This is a genomic window from Niabella aurantiaca DSM 17617, from assembly GCF_000374125.1.
Lineage (GTDB): Bacteria > Bacteroidota > Bacteroidia > Chitinophagales > Chitinophagaceae > Niabella > Niabella aurantiaca.
The window spans coordinates 327,021-341,310 of the sequence record NZ_KB893637.1; the positions used below are offsets into that span (position 1 = coordinate 327,021).

Annotated in this window: 12 protein-coding genes; 9 read left to right on the forward strand and 3 right to left on the reverse strand. The window is 49.3% G+C overall.

Translation table 11 applies throughout. The annotated features are described in order from the left end of the window. Nucleotides 1-45 precede the first annotated feature (45 nt). From B160_RS0115090 to B160_RS0115100, 3 genes are all read left to right on the forward strand, one after another. The gene (locus tag B160_RS0115090; RefSeq protein WP_083927719.1) at nt 46-2,097 is read left to right on the forward strand and encodes an ATP-binding protein; all 2,052 of its coding nucleotides are present in this window, start codon (nt 46-48) and stop codon (nt 2,095-2,097) included. Nucleotides 2,098-2,108: 11 nt separating this feature from the next. Continuing rightward, nucleotides 2,109-2,735, forward strand: a complete 627-nt coding sequence (locus B160_RS0115095) for a response regulator (RefSeq protein ID WP_018628767.1) — start codon at nt 2,109-2,111, stop codon at nt 2,733-2,735. Nucleotides 2,736-2,830: 95 nt separating this feature from the next. Next, nucleotides 2,831-4,141: a sulfatase family protein gene (locus tag B160_RS0115100; RefSeq protein ID WP_018628768.1), complete on the forward strand. Its 1,311-nt coding sequence runs from the start codon at nt 2,831-2,833 to the stop codon at nt 4,139-4,141. Between the two features lie 93 nt (nt 4,142-4,234). Here the strand turns inward: B160_RS0115100 and B160_RS0115105 are convergent, their stop codons facing one another. Next, nucleotides 4,235-4,894: a hypothetical protein gene (locus B160_RS0115105; protein WP_018628769.1), complete on the reverse strand. Its 660-nt coding sequence runs from the start codon at nt 4,892-4,894 to the stop codon at nt 4,235-4,237. Nucleotides 4,895-5,078: 184 nt separating this feature from the next. Between B160_RS0115105 and era the strand changes: the two genes are divergently transcribed. Beyond that, nucleotides 5,079-5,951 (forward strand): GTPase Era, encoded by an 873-nt coding sequence (era, locus tag B160_RS0115115; RefSeq protein WP_018628771.1) that lies wholly within the window; start codon nt 5,079-5,081, stop codon nt 5,949-5,951. A gap of 166 nt (nt 5,952-6,117) precedes the next feature. Beyond that, nucleotides 6,118-6,741 carry a translation initiation factor IF-3 gene (gene infC, locus B160_RS29265; RefSeq protein ID WP_018628773.1) on the forward strand — a complete coding sequence of 208 codons (624 nt, stop codon included), beginning with the start codon at nt 6,118-6,120 and terminating at the stop codon, nt 6,739-6,741. Between the two features lie 199 nt (nt 6,742-6,940). On the opposite strand, the gene gcvP is transcribed toward infC, so the two are convergent. After that, nucleotides 6,941-9,850 (reverse strand): aminomethyl-transferring glycine dehydrogenase, encoded by a 2,910-nt coding sequence (gene gcvP / locus B160_RS0115130; protein WP_018628774.1) that lies wholly within the window; start codon nt 9,848-9,850, stop codon nt 6,941-6,943. A 681-nt stretch (nt 9,851-10,531) separates the two neighbouring features. After that, nucleotides 10,532-10,798 carry a PD-(D/E)XK nuclease family transposase gene (locus tag B160_RS0115145; RefSeq protein ID WP_018628776.1) on the reverse strand — a complete coding sequence of 89 codons (267 nt, stop codon included), beginning with the start codon at nt 10,796-10,798 and terminating at the stop codon, nt 10,532-10,534. 314 nt (nt 10,799-11,112) lie between these two features. Between B160_RS0115145 and B160_RS0115150 the strand changes: the two genes are divergently transcribed. The 4 genes from B160_RS0115150 to rhaM all read left to right on the forward strand — a co-directional run bounded on the left by B160_RS0115150 (nt 11,113) and on the right by rhaM (nt 14,232). After that, nucleotides 11,113-11,601: a YkgJ family cysteine cluster protein gene (locus tag B160_RS0115150; RefSeq protein WP_018628777.1), complete on the forward strand. Its 489-nt coding sequence runs from the start codon at nt 11,113-11,115 to the stop codon at nt 11,599-11,601. Between the two features lie 12 nt (nt 11,602-11,613). After that, a complete protein-coding gene (locus B160_RS0115155) occupies nt 11,614-12,060 on the forward strand; it encodes a hypothetical protein (RefSeq protein ID WP_018628778.1) in 447 nt (148 codons plus the stop codon). A 223-nt stretch (nt 12,061-12,283) separates the two neighbouring features. Beyond that, nucleotides 12,284-13,732, forward strand: a complete 1,449-nt coding sequence (locus B160_RS0115160; protein WP_051107187.1) for an arylsulfatase — start codon at nt 12,284-12,286, stop codon at nt 13,730-13,732. Nucleotides 13,733-13,917: 185 nt separating this feature from the next. Continuing rightward, the gene (gene rhaM / locus B160_RS0115165; protein WP_018628780.1) at nt 13,918-14,232 is read left to right on the forward strand and encodes an L-rhamnose mutarotase; all 315 of its coding nucleotides are present in this window, start codon (nt 13,918-13,920) and stop codon (nt 14,230-14,232) included. Nucleotides 14,233-14,290 lie beyond the last annotated feature (58 nt).

The following is a 14,290-nucleotide window of genomic DNA, read 5'->3' on the forward strand; positions in this document are numbered from 1 at the left end:
CCTGCAAAAAGGGATTTTTAAATATCCACGAAAAAGGGGATTTTTATGAAAGGCTTCCCCGGATTGTTTTTTTTACTGAATTTTGAATGTATTATGTACCGGCATATTTACAAATTGTTTGCTGCTTTCTGCTTATTGATGCCCTTTATTTCGCCTGGCCAGTCCCGCGAAATTGACAGCTTAAAGGCCCTGCTGGCCGGTAAGAATATGCAGGACAGCAGCCGGGTAGAGGCGTTGCTGATGTTGGGATGGGACCTGAGCTTTTTTAATACCGATTCTGCCCGGATCCCTTTGCGGCAATGCATTTTGCTGGCGCAAAAGCGGAATAGCGACGGCCAGGTGGGGAGCGGGTACGCCTATATAGGAAGTAGTTATTTTAATGAAGATAAATTCGATAGTGCGCTGTATTATTACCGGTTGGCCGAGATGCATTTCTTAAAAGATACTACAGCTGAAGGAAGGGAAAATGTAATGGTGAACCGGATGAGTATGGGAACCGTAGCGCTGCAGCAAAATCAATATGAAGAAGCGCTGGGGCATTATTTTAAAGTGATCAGCTATTTAAAGAACGCCACTGCCGGAGACTGGCCAAATTTACTTACCGCCTATGCCAATGTGGGGCTTGTGTATAATGATATGAAACAGTTCGGCAAGGCATTGGAGTACCATACCAGGGCGCTGGAGGTGTTTCAAAAGCATCCGATGGATCTGAAGAAGAAAGCGCAGGTACAAATGTTTGTGGCATTGGATCTTTTAAATCTCCGGAAGTTCGGCCGGTTCACTATTGCCATTGATAGTGCGGAGCTCATCATAAAAAAGCTGAATGCCCCATATCTCAATTCGAGCTTTTATGCGATCAAAGGCCGTTATTTTAATGATATTCATGATTACCGCAAAGCCATCGCTGTTTGCAAAAAGGCGCTGGGGTATGCCCAAACGGCCAACCAGAAATTTGAAACCGCCAATATCTTTTTTCAACTGGGAAGGAGCTATTTTCATTTAAGGGATTATGCTCAAAGCCTCCGGTATCTGCTACCCGGGTTGTCTATACACAAAGCATTAAAAGATAGAACGCGGGAGCGGATCTCTTTAAACTATATAGCCCGGGCTTACTACCGGGATAAGAACTATAAAGAAGCCGCCCGGTACTTTGAGGCGTACGGAAAGCTGAGCGATAGCCTGCACGGATCAGAGATCCAGATCAGGATCAACGAAATAGAAAACAGGTACCAGGGAAAACGGAAGGAGGACAGCATCCTGGTGCTTCAGAAAAATAACCAGCTGCAGCAACTGGCGTTGCACAAAAAGCAGTACCAGGGACTTTTCATTATTATCGGCGCTTCACTGCTGCTGGCGGCCGGTTTATTATTGTATCGCAACCTGCGCAGCAAGCATCGGCTGCTGAAACAATCGGAACAACTTCATGAACAGCAAATTGCCCAATTGGAAAAGGAACGCCAGCTGATCGCCGCACAATCATTGATGAAAGGCCAGGAAGAAGAGCGCAGCCGGTTGGCCAAGGACCTGCATGACGGGGTAGGGGGACTGTTATCGGGAGTAAAATTAAGCTTATCAAACATGAAAGGAAACGTGTTCTTATCAGAAGAGAATGCAAAAGCCGTAGCGACCATCATCGGTCAGTTGGACAGCTCGATCCATGAGCTGCGGCGGGTATCGCACAATATGATGCCGGAAGCGCTGATCAAATTCGGGTTAAAGGAGGCACTTGAGAACTATTGCGAAAGCATTGACCAGTCCGGTAAGCTGAATGTGCGCCTGCAGACTTACGGGCTGGAGCAACGAATGGAACAGGATACCGAGATCATCCTGTACCGCGTTGTTCAGGAATTGCTGAATAATGTGGTCAAGCATGCTGATGCCCGGCAGGCATTGGTACAGCTTGTAAGGGAACCGGACAAATTTACACTGACCGTAGAAGACGATGGTAAGGGTTTTGATAGCAGCGATCCGCAACACCGGAAAGGGGCAGGGTTACAGAATATACAGGCGAGGGCCGGTTACCTGAATGGCATTGTGGACATCCGTACCAGGCCCGGTGAAGGCACTTCGGTTACCATTGAAGGAACCCCCGGATAAAATCCAAGATCATGATACATGTATTTATCGTTGATGATCATCCGATCGTGATAGAGGGCCTGAGGGCCGTGATCGACAAGCTGGATGATCACGAAGTAACGGGTACCGCCGGCAACGCAGTAGAGGCAGTCGGTCTGCTGAAAGAGGTGCCTGCAGATGTGGTATTGCTGGACATCAATCTGCCGGACGTCAGCGGTATTGATCTTTGCAAAAAGATCCGGAAAGAGTTTCCGGAGAAGAAGATCTTGGGCATCAGCACGTTCAGTGAGCGCAGCTACATCTCCCGGATGATCGAGAACGGCGCGCTTGGTTACCTGATCAAAAGCGCCTCTGCCGTGGAAATTGCCGAAGCGATTGCCTCGGTAATGCAGGGCCGGCTGTATATGAGTTTGAACATAGAGCACCTGTTGCGGCCCTCATCGGTGATCCTGCCCGATGCCCTGCCCAATCTTACCCGGCGCGAAAAGGAAGTATTGCAATACATCGCCGAAGGGTTGACCAACAACCAGATCGCCGAAAAAATATTTGTCAGCCCTTCTACCGTTGACACTCACCGGAAAAACATGATCACCAAACTGGAGGTCAGTAACACCGCCGCGCTGATCCGGTTTGCGGTAAAGTATGGGTTGATTGAATAAGTGCTATTTAAAACGGTTATCTTTAAATCCGTTTCTGCCGGATCCCGGCCTGAAGACGTGATAATTATTAATGACCTGTTAACGATAGAGCGATCATGAAAAGAAGCTGTTTCCTGCTTTTGAGCCTGTTCTTTTTTATAAAAGCAGCTGCTCAGCAAAAGCCCAATTTTATCATTATTTATGCGGATGATCTCGGCTATGGCGATATCGGGATCAACGGGCATCCCGGCATTCAAACGCCCAATCTGGATCAGATGGCCATAGAGGGGATCCGGTTCTCCAATTATTACTCGGCATCACCTGCCTGCACCGCGAGCCGCTATGCCTTGTTAACAGGTAAATACCCCTCGCGTGCGGGGTTTCGCTGGGTGCTGAGCCCCAACGCTACAAGGGGCATCCATTCAAAAGAGCAGACAATGGCAGAACTTCTGAAAGATGACGGATACCAGACCGCTATCTTCGGAAAATGGCACCTCGGTTCTTCGAACAGGTCTTTTTTACCCCTTGCAAACGGGTTTGATGAATATGTAGGGTTGCCTTACAGCAATGATATGATCCCTCCCAAATATCCGCCCATTGCTCTTTTGAACGGGTACGATACTATAACGGTAAACCCGGACCAGTCGACGCTTACCCGAATTTATACAGAAAAAGCGACGGCCTTTATCAAACGCAACAGGGAACGGCCGTTTTTTGTGTACCTGCCCTACGCGATGCCGCATACCCCGCTTTTTGCGTCGGCCCGTTTTCGGGGAAGCTCGAAACGGGGAAAATTTGGGGATGTTGTACAGGAACTGGACTTTTATATCGGCAGGCTGATCAGCTGCTTAAAAGAGGAAGGGCTGAACAAGAATACGTATGTGATCTTTACTTCCGACAATGGCCCGTGGGTCAAACAGAACCAGGCCGGGGGATCGGCGGGTTTATTTCGCGATGGAAAGGGAAGCACCTGGGAGGGGGGAATGCGCGAACCTTTTATCTTATGGGGCCATCACAGTATTCCCCGGGGTAAAGTAGTAAGCGAAGTATTTACGGCGTTGGACATTTTCCCCACGATCGCTACGCTTGCAGGAAAAGCAAGGCCAAAGAACAGGATTGACGGGCACCCTTATGCCGATCTTTGGAAAGGGGTAGGAACCGGCCGCGCCGAATTCTATTATGTGGGCATTGAGCATCAGCTGATGGCTGTGCGGAAAGGTCCCTGGAAACTGCATATAAAAACCTACAGTCAGCTGGGGATCGACTATTTTGAGAAGGGCAAGCCACTGCTTTTTAATCTGGACGAGGACCCTTCTGAAAAATATGATCTTGCATCAAAATACCCTGACCGGGTGAAGGAGCTGAGCCTGCTTATTCGCAAAAAGGATGAGGAAATAAAACAAACCGGATCCTTTTGGGATCAGTAAGCAGGCGAAAAGCCGGATATGCACTGCAATATGGATTTCAGACAGTACGATGCTCAATGCATAATATGCCGGTTTATTGGCATTGTTCCGGAATTAATCAAAGATCGGGCCTTTCGCAGATGCCGGATACCCTTCCGGTTGCCCAGGCGGGTGGAAATAACGGGTCTCTGTTGCGGGGCTGGTTTGTTTTTCACCGGTTGGCGCTGGTACCGGTTCTGAATGGCTGGCCGTATTTTTCCCGGTATCAGGTAGGCGCTCCCCCGGGGATTTGGAACGGTTGCTATGCATGGTTACGGTATCTACCAGGTCGTTTAAAAGAATGTAATGAGCTTCCCCCGGGTTGGGTCGGACGGCTGCCGCAGGATCATCGCTCAGCAGTATGTACCCTGTATCGGCCGCGCTTTTTACGGTAGCGGGTACATCATTATAAAGGGAAGCACTGTCCCTTTCCGGGCTGGGAGCAACCGGCTGGGCGGCATCGCTGACCATAACGGAATACGAGAAGTCGGAATGGACGATGGTGGTCACAGGCCCATCGTAAAAGATCCTGCTGAACGAAAAATCCGGATAGACAATGGTCGCAGCCGTACTGTCCTGGTCTACCACAATGGCATGGCTCCCGTCAGGGTAAATGATGGTAGAGCCGTAAGGACTGTAGTAGAAAAATGAGTAAGTCCCATCCGGGTTCGAAATGGTCGTTTGGGCGGTTGATGCGCCGGGCACTAAAAGTAAAATGATCAATAGTCTTTTCATAAACACAGCAGATTGTGAAGATGCTTTAAAGTTAAAACAGGCAGGATCCGGATCTTGCTATAAGAATGATAATTAACAATCCGTTGGGGCTGTTTTCGGGAATACCTGGCTGCGCTCATGAGAGGGAAACTTTAATTCAGCACTTCAGTGTTCCGGTGGCTTCTTTTGAGTTATTTTTGCAGTCATGAGATCCGGATTTGTAAACATATTTGGAAAACCCAATGCGGGAAAGAGCACTCTGCTGAATGCCCTGATGGGGGAAAAGCTGGCCATTGTTTCTCCAAAAGTGCAAACTACCCGGCACCGCATTAAGGCGATCCTGACGGAGCCGGATTACCAGATCATCTTTTCGGATACGCCGGGGATCATCGAACCGAAGTATAAGCTGCATGAGAAGATGATGCAATCGGTAAAGAGTGCGCTGGAAGATGCGGATGTGGGGCTGCTGATCGTGGATGTGAATGACGACTGGGAGGAGAACGACCGGATCTTCTCCGGGCTGCGGTTGCGGGTGCCCTGCGTGCTGGTCATCAATAAAACAGACAATGCCACGGCTGAAAAGGTAGCGGCCTGCGCTGCCTATTTTAAGGAAAAACCGTATTGCAGGCAGGTAGTGGCGATTTCGGCGCTGAAAGGGGCGGGATTTGACGCGTTCCTCAAGCCTGTGGTGGAGCTGCTGCCCGAGGGTGCGCCGTTTTATGATTCGGATGACATCAGCGACCTCCCCACAAAATTTTTTGTGGGAGAGCTGATCCGCGAAAAAGTATATGAGCTGGCACAGGATGAGATCCCTTATCACACCGCTGTCCTGATCCGGGAATTTAAGGAAAAGCAGACCCTGATAAAGATCGTTGCGGATATTATCGTACACAGGGAAACCCAGAAAGCGATCCTGATCGGGGAAAAAGGAAGTATGGTGAAAAAAATAGGGATGATGGCCCGAAAAGATATTGAGGCATTTTTGAACCAAAAGGTATTTCTGGAGTTATTTATTAAGGTAAAACCGAAGTGGCGGGACAATGATCTGTACCTGAAAGAATACGGATATGGTACCTGACCGCCCCAAAAGGTTAAAAAATCCCCAAAAAATAAAATTGCAGGACTGACAATATTTCATCATATTTGTTGTTAAATATTTTTTTGCCTTGCCCGTAAGGCTCATTCGAAAAACAAAATTTACGTTGCTTCACGGGCGGAGTAACGGGGAGAATTTAAAAAGTTAAATGGCAGTACCACAAAAACCCGCCTACAGGCCGCCCGGCACAGGATTCCGGCCCGGAGGCAATAATAGGCCTAAAGGTTTCTTTAAAGGACGGTTTCAACCCCAGAAAGAAGCAGAACACCGCATCAATCAATACATTCGCGTTCCACAGGTAAGGCTCGTTGGCGACAACGTGGAGCAGGGCATTTATCCAACACAGGAAGCGCTGAAAATGGCTCAGGAAATGGAGCTGGATCTGGTGGAGATATCACCTAAAGTGGATCCTCCTGTTTGCCGGATCATTGACTACAACAAATTTTTGTACGATAAAAAGAAAAAGGACAAGGAGCTGAAGGCCAAAAGCAAGGCTACGGAGATCAAAGAGATCCGTTTTACACCCAATACGGATGAGCATGATTTTGATTTCAAGGCCAAGCATGCCGAAGGATTTCTGAAAGACGGTAATAAGGTAAAGGCCTATGTACAATTTAAGGGAAGGGCCATCCAGTTCCAGGACCGTGGCCAGTTGCTGTTACTGAAGTTTGCAGAACGGCTGGCGGATTTCGGCACCCTGGAGAATTTGCCCAAGCTGGAAGGGCGGCGGATGCTGGCGATGATCGCTCCCAAACCGGCAAAAAAGAAATAAGCGTTTTTTAATTGTTTTTATCGTGGAAGCCCTGTTCAAGCAACGGGGCTTTTGCGTTCCCGTCAATGTCTCCGCAGGGGCCTGCGGGAGATCCATATTGTACAGGTGAGCCGGTGGACGCTTCCGGGAGACCCGGAGCGAAAAAGAAAAGGCTGTCTTCAAACGATTTTGAAACAGCCTTTGTATCGATGTTGTCTTCTTAAGCTTCCATATAAGCCTCTACCGGCTCACAGGTGCAGATCAGGTTCCGGTCGCCCAGTGTATTGTTTACACGGGCCACGGAAGGCCAGAACTTATTGTGCGCTATGTAAGGCAGCGGGAAGGCCGCTTCTTCCCTTGAGTATCCATGCCCCCAGTTGCCGGTGATCACCGCCTGCTGGGTATGTGGTGCATTTTTAAGCGGGTTGTCCTTTACATCCCATTCCCCGGCTTCTATTTTTTGGATCTCTTTCCGGATCTGTTGCAGGGCATCACAAAAACGGTCCAGCTCTGCTTTATCCTCGCTTTCAGTAGGCTCGATCATGATGGTTCCCGGAACGGGGAAGCTCATGGTTGGGGCATGGAACCCATAGTCCATCAGCCTTTTGGCGATGTCTTCGGCCTCCACCTGTGCGGTTTTTTTAAAAGGACGCAGGTCTACGATAAATTCATGCGCGCACAGGTTGTTGTTATTGGTGTACAAAATATCGAAATCTTCTGCCAGGCGTGCCCGCATATAATTGGCGTTAAGGATGGCGTATTCGGTTGCCGCCTTTAATCCTTCCGCACCCAGCATCCGGATATAGGCATAAGAGATCAGCAGGATGGAAGCAGATCCATACGGAGCTGCCGATACGGCGCCCTCATGCTGCGGATGGCTCTGGCCATTGCCGTTGAGCGCGATGGTCTTTGCCTTATGTATGGAAACGTGGCCGGGCAAATGCCGGGTCAGGTGCTCTTTTACACAGATGGGTCCCATGCCGGGACCACCACCGCCGTGCGGGATGGCAAAGGTTTTGTGCAGGTTGAGGTGGCAGACATCTGCGCCGATCAGGCCGGGGGCTGTAAGCCCTACCTGGGCATTCATATTGGCGCCATCCATATATACCTGGCCACCGTTCTCATGGATGATCCGGGTGATCTCCTTAACCGTTTCTTCGTAAACGCCATAAGTGCTGGGATAGGTGATCATAATGCCGGCCAGGGTTTCGCAGTATTGCGCTGCTTTTGCTTTCAGATCTTCCACATCAATATAGCCGTTCTCCAATGCTTTTACTACAACCACCTGCATGCCGGCCATTACTGCCGAAGCGGGGTTGGTACCGTGGGCGGAAATAGGGATCAGCATTACATTCCGCTGCGGGTTGCCCTGGGCCTCATGATACGCTTTAATGGTCAACAGTCCGGCATATTCGCCCTGGGCACCACTGTTGGGCTGCAGGCTACACGCATCAAAGGCAGTGATCTGGCAAAGGTATTGTCCCAGCTCATCCACGATCTGTTTATAACCACCGGCCTGACTGGCAGGCGCAAACGGGTGGATATTGGCCCAGTGCGACCAGCTCAGGGGGATCATCTCCGTAGCTGCGTTCAGTTTCATCGTACAGCTGCCCAGTGAGATCATGGAAGTGTTCAGGGAAAGGTCTTTGTTTTCCAGATATTTGATGTACCGCATCATCTTGCTTTCGCTGTGATACGTATTGAATATGGGATGGGTAAGATAAGCGGAGGTCCTCAGCAGGGATTCGGGGATATGCCGCAATTGCTCTTCTGTGCTTAATGAAAACGATACCGGGTTGGAGTCGTTCTCAAAACAATTGATCAGGTCGTAAAGGTCTTCGATGATGACTGTCTCGTCAAGCGAGATTCCAATATGCTGATGATCGATCTGCCGCAGGTTTATTTTCTGCTGTTCTGCCTTCTCCACGATCGGAGCGATATTGTTTACCTGTACAACGATGGTATCAAAATACTGGTCGCTCACCAGTTTAAACCCGCGTGCTTCAATGGCTTCTCCCACGATCTGGGTGTAGATCGCGATCCGCTCCGCAATCGTTTTCAAACCCCGGGGGCCGTGATATACGGCGTACATGGCTGCCATATTGGCCAGCAGGGCCTGGGCAGTACAGATATTGGAGGTGGCCTTTTCGCGTTTGATATGCTGTTCCCGGGTTTGCAGCGCCATGCGCAATGCCCGGTTACCACGGGCGTCTTCGCTGATGCCGATAATGCGCCCCGGGATGTTGCGCTTAAATTCGTCGGTGGCTGTCATAAACGCCGCGTGGGGCCCGCCATAACCAAGAGGCACGCCAAAGCGTTGGGCAGAACCGATGGCTACATCCGCGCCCAGTTCCCCGGGAGGCGTCAGCAGCGTCAGCGCCAGCAGATCGGTAGCCAGGGCTACATAGCCTCCTGAAGCGTGCACGGTCTCAATAAAGTACCGGTAGTCTTCGATGCTGCCCTTATTGTTTGGATATTGCACCAGGGCGCCAAAAAAAGCATCTGTAATGGAGGTATGTTTATAATCGCCTTCCACGATCTCGATGCCAAAAGGAATGGCCCGGGTATATAATACATCCTTGGTTTGCGGAAAGATCTCGGTATCGATAAAGAATTTCGGTTTCTGGATATTTTCCGAGCGGTTCTTCAGGTGAAAGAACATGCCCATAGCCTCGGCTGCTGCAGTAGCTTCATCCAGCAGGGAGGCGTTAGCCAGCGGAAGTGCCGTAAGGTCGCTGACAACCGTCTGGAAATTCAGCAGGCTCTCCAGGCGGCCCTGTGAGATCTCTGCCTGGTAAGGGGTATACTGTGTATACCAGCCCGGGTTCTCAAAAATATTCCTCAGGATAACGGAGGGAGTAATGGTTCCGTAATAGCCCTGGCCGATGTAGTTATGAAAGATCTTATTTTTCAGCGATACATTTTTAATATGGCGCAGGTACTCATTTTCGCTCATGGGTTTTGGAATATTCAGGCTATGCGGCATCCGGATTCCCTGGGGAACGGTTTGCCCGATCAGCGTATCCATGCTTTCGAGGCCTGTTTGAGCCAGCATTTTTTTTGTTTCTTTTGCATCCGGGCCGATGTGGCGCCTTAAAAACTCTGTCGATTGAGCGTCTAAAATATTCATATAACTTCTGAGGTGTTAAGTATAATTGAGGTGTGCAAAGGTACATGCATTTTATGAGAAAAACCGGTTTGCGCAAGCAGGACAAAGGGAACGCCAACGCGGGGTGGGTAGACCGCGAGTTTTTATAAGGTGACTGTTTTTTTATAGACTGTTTAATGTTTTTTCCGATTTGTGATTTTTTATTTATCAAACCGTTTTTTTTGTTATAAATCCTCAAAATATGGTCCGGGAAAATAAAAAATGATTCAACCGATTGCGCACCCCGAAATACCTGCCGGAGTACCTGCCTTAAAATGCCATCCCGTGCCGGACCTGATGTTGATAAAAAAAACTGTTCCGGTATCAGGAACAGCTTTCCGAACGCCTTTGTTGTAAGCTTTTATTTTTTCTTCCTCAGAAACTGTTTAGAAACGATCCGGGAGCATTCGTATAACCATTAAAAGGTACCAGCTTTTTATCGTCTCTACTTGGGGCTTCGCTGTAGCCGTCATCTATAAAAAGCGGGGTTCAACGATCATTTTGGCAAAAGAGGCATGGCCTCGGAAGATCCGGCAAGAACGGGTTTCAACCCGTTTATACGTCCAAAAGAGCAACAGAGAGCCATGGGCTCGGGGCATAATGATCCGTGCCGATGGCACTTATGAAATTACGGCTTCGTTAAGGCCGTGCTAAAGCGCGGCTTTAACGACAACGACGCGCCGGATGGCGCTTATAAGGGGGACCAAATATTATTTTTAAACAGTTTCTCAGAGGTCCGTTTTTCTCCTGCGGATCGTATATCAGGTTGCGTATTACTTTACGCCTTCTGAACAACTCGTTAAGAAATGCGATCAGCAGGTACTTGTTAGGCTCTGATCCGAATATTCTTTTGAACCCAAAATCGGTTAGCGGGTCTATATACCGGCCAATGGGCGGCATCGTGTTTTTCTGCGTGTTTCTCATAATCATGTGTGTTTTTCAGCATCAAAGGTAAAATGACTATCTCAATTGAGGGGGTAATTGCGATCCTTTTGGGCCTGCCTGGTCCCCCGAAAGAAAGGAACTGTATCGAAGTCGTTCTATAACATATGGGCGTTCTGAACTTCTGCCTGGCGGGCGGGCGCCCGGCATCTGCTGACGGATCATCATCTTTAGGTGTGAAGCAATCCCATAGCTCCTGTCGGATTTGGATAGTACCATTTGATTTTTATGGAGGATTTGAATCTGCTTGCTACCTGCTAAAGGATTAATTTTGCAACTACTAAACAGGAAGGGGCCGGATCATGACAACAGACGCATTACAAAACTGGGAGAAAAAAACAAAAGAGCATCGGAAAAGTTATCAGCAGTTTTTAAAACGGGCCGATAAGAACAAGGTGCTGAAGCAATTGCCCGTACTGCATGAGGAAGCGTTTGAAGCAGTGGATTGCCTGACCTGCGCCCGTTGCTGCAAAAACTATTCGCCCCGGTTTAAGACCCCCGATGTAAAACGCATTGCCCGGGGGCTGGGGTTGAAAGAAAGTGTGTTTATCGATACTTATCTGAAGGTGGATGAAGACGGGGATTTTGTAGTCAAGCAGTCGCCCTGTCCTTTCCTCAACCCGGACAACACCTGCAGCATTTATGAAATGCGTCCTTCGGACTGTGCCCGGTTTCCTTATACGGATGAAGATGTTCTGATCAAACGGCCGGCGCTGACGCTCAAGAACAGCGAGTTTTGCCCCATCACATATTATGTATTGGAAAAGCTGATCGCAGGGGCTTTAAAATAGTGTTGTATTTTTATGAGAAAAACCATGCCTGTTACTGATCTCACAAAAACAGATGCCGAAAATATTCAGGCCATTCTTCAATACATCCTGGAGAACGGAGCGATCCATAAGGATCTTGTGCCGGAGGCGCTCGGGCATATCCAGCCCCCGCAATATGCCCGTTACCGGAACCTGATCCTGGAGCTTGATCCGGCCGTTGTGGAATATGACCCGCAAAGCAATAACCAGGGATTGCCGGCAACGGAGCATCTGGAGATCTATATGGAGCATGGAGGCTTCCTGCATTTTTTTAATGCAGAGCTTGCCCGGATGCAACAGACCGCGAGCAGCCGCCTGCAAACCGACGCACAGCAGCGTGCGGCGAACGCAGGAAAGGCGGCCGGTAGCAGGGCCACGATTGCCATGATCCTGGCCATTATTGCGCTGGTGATCGAGATCCTGATCATTCTGTTCAAATGATGGTTTTTATTGATGTACCATTTGTTTTGAATCGTTGAGCTTTTTACGCAATCGTTACCGGAACCGGGAGCCATTGCTATCTGCTTTATTATAAAAGAGATAGCCGGCGGCCGGTAATAAAGATCCGCTTTACATAACGGCGCAGAACCGCTTCTGTGGAAGGATGGTAAACGGGCTGGGAAAAAAACAACCGTATTTTTGGAAACACTATTATTTATTTGCCATGACCCCCAGGTTTTACAGAAACAGCGGTCTGATACCGGTACTGATCATTTTATTATTAGTAGCGGAAGGAAGCCTCATAAAAATTGCAGCACAGCAGCGTCCCAATATTGTATTGATCCTTGCAGATGACCTCGGCTATGGCGACGTTGGTGTTTACGGGCAGCAAAAAATCAGGACACCTCATATCGACCGGCTTGCGCGGGAGGGGAAAACATTTCGCCAGTTTTACACGGGCACGGCTGTTTGCGCACCTTCAAGATCCTCGCTGCTAACGGGCCAGCATACCGGGCATACGCCAATACGCGGAAATAAAAGAGTGGTACCGGAGGGACAGTGGCCATTGCCGGCAGGCACGCATACCATCGCGCAGTTGCTGAAAAACACCGGATATACAACAGGGTGCTTTGGCAAATGGGGTCTGGGGTTCCCGGGTTCTTCAGGCGATCCTGTGAAGCAGGGGTTTGACCGGTTCTATGGATATAATTGCCAGACGCTTGCTCATGATTATTTTCCGGATCATTTGTGGGACAACGGCCGGCGTATCGAATTTCCAAATACGCGGGGATCGCAAAAATGTTATGCGGCAGAAGCAATACATGATCGCGCCCTGGCCTTTATCCAGCAGAACCGGGACGGTCCTTTCTTTCTGTTCCTGGCATATACCCTGCCCCATGCGGCACTGCAGTTGCCAGAGGATGATACACTTTTGGCATACTATAAAAAGGCATTTCATGAAACGCCGGTGCCCGTGCCCGGAACGTGGGATGGAAAAGGATATCGGCCACAGGCATACCCAAAAGCGGCCTATGCGGCTATGGTGGGTAAACTGGACGGTTATGTGGGGGATATAATGAGCCGTTTGAAAGCCCTGGGTATCGACAAAAACACATTGGTGATTTTCAGCAGTGACAACGGGCCACATAAAGAAGGGGGCAATGATCCTGTTTTCTTTAACAGCAGCGGAGGACTTAAAGGAATCAAAAGGGACCTGTATGAAGGAGGAATCCGTGCTCCGTTCATTACCCGGTGGCCCGGGAAAATAAAAGCCGGTACCCGGTCGGATTTTTCCGGCGCCTTCTGGGATCTGCTGCCCACTTTTGCAGCACTGGCAGGGACTGAAGTGCCGGCGGACGTGGACGGGATCTCTATTGTTCCTGCTTTGCTTGGTGAAAAGCAAAAAGAGCATCCGTTCCTGTATTGGGAGCTTCATGAAGATGGCGGGAAACAGGCCGTGCGGATGGGGCGCTGGAAAGGGGTCCGGAAGAATGTTTTTGAAAGTGATGCTGCTGCGGTTGAGTTGTACGATTTACGGACCGACCCGGGCGAACAGCAGAATGTTGCTGCAACGCATCCGCAGATCGTATCGGCAATAGCCGGCATTATGAGCCGGTCGCATACAGAAAATCCCAATTTTCCTTTTGTCAGCCGTCCCGTAAAAAAGGAATGATCAAACGGGCGCACCCGGCCTGCAAGTGTATGCTCTATATCTCCATACCCCTTCTTAATATTTGTTTAATTTACAATTAAATAGAGGTGTTCAGGACGGGTCAGGACGGCTAATAGAAAAAACGGTCCTATTTTAGTTGCATGCCCCCATTGGCACACAGAAAAAATATTCCATAAAACAGTGTTATGCAACGGATCGCTTTTAAAATGAAATTGTTTAATGGGTATGAAGCCGAGTACAAAAAACGGCATGATGCCTTGTGGCCCGAATTGCGGGAGCTGCTGAAGCAGACAGGCGTGCAGGACTACAGTATTTTTTGGGACGAGCAGACCAACGATCTGTTTGGCGTATTGACGCTGGAAGAAAACAGCACCATGGACGATCTGCCGGCCCACCCCGTAATGCAAAAGTGGTGGACCTTTATGTGCGACATCATGGAAACCAACCCCGACCGTTCGCCGGTATCCATGCCTCTTAAGGAATTGTTCCATCTCCAATAGTGCATGCATGGCGCTGACAACGCTCCGTTGAAGGGAACGGAAGATCCGGGTTTGGGGG

Coding starts and splice junctions, on each gene's coding strand:
- B160_RS0115090 (WP_083927719.1), top strand. CDS start 46: ATGAAAGGCTTCCCCGGATTGTTTTTTTTACTGAATTTTGAATGTATT.
- B160_RS0115095 (WP_018628767.1), top strand. CDS start 2,109: ATGATACATGTATTTATCGTTGATGATCATCCGATCGTGATAGAGGGC.
- B160_RS0115100 (WP_018628768.1), top strand. CDS start 2,831: ATGAAAAGAAGCTGTTTCCTGCTTTTGAGCCTGTTCTTTTTTATAAAA.
- B160_RS0115105 (WP_018628769.1), bottom strand. CDS start 4,894: ATGAAAAGACTATTGATCATTTTACTTTTAGTGCCCGGCGCATCAACC.
- era (WP_018628771.1), top strand. CDS start 5,079: ATGAGATCCGGATTTGTAAACATATTTGGAAAACCCAATGCGGGAAAG.
- infC (WP_018628773.1), top strand. CDS start 6,118: ATGGCAGTACCACAAAAACCCGCCTACAGGCCGCCCGGCACAGGATTC.
- gcvP (WP_018628774.1), bottom strand. CDS start 9,850: ATGAATATTTTAGACGCTCAATCGACAGAGTTTTTAAGGCGCCACATC.
- B160_RS0115145 (WP_018628776.1), bottom strand. CDS start 10,798: ATGATTATGAGAAACACGCAGAAAAACACGATGCCGCCCATTGGCCGG.
- B160_RS0115150 (WP_018628777.1), top strand. CDS start 11,113: ATGACAACAGACGCATTACAAAACTGGGAGAAAAAAACAAAAGAGCAT.
- B160_RS0115155 (WP_018628778.1), top strand. CDS start 11,614: ATGAGAAAAACCATGCCTGTTACTGATCTCACAAAAACAGATGCCGAA.
- B160_RS0115160 (WP_051107187.1), top strand. CDS start 12,284: ATGACCCCCAGGTTTTACAGAAACAGCGGTCTGATACCGGTACTGATC.
- rhaM (WP_018628780.1), top strand. CDS start 13,918: ATGCAACGGATCGCTTTTAAAATGAAATTGTTTAATGGGTATGAAGCC.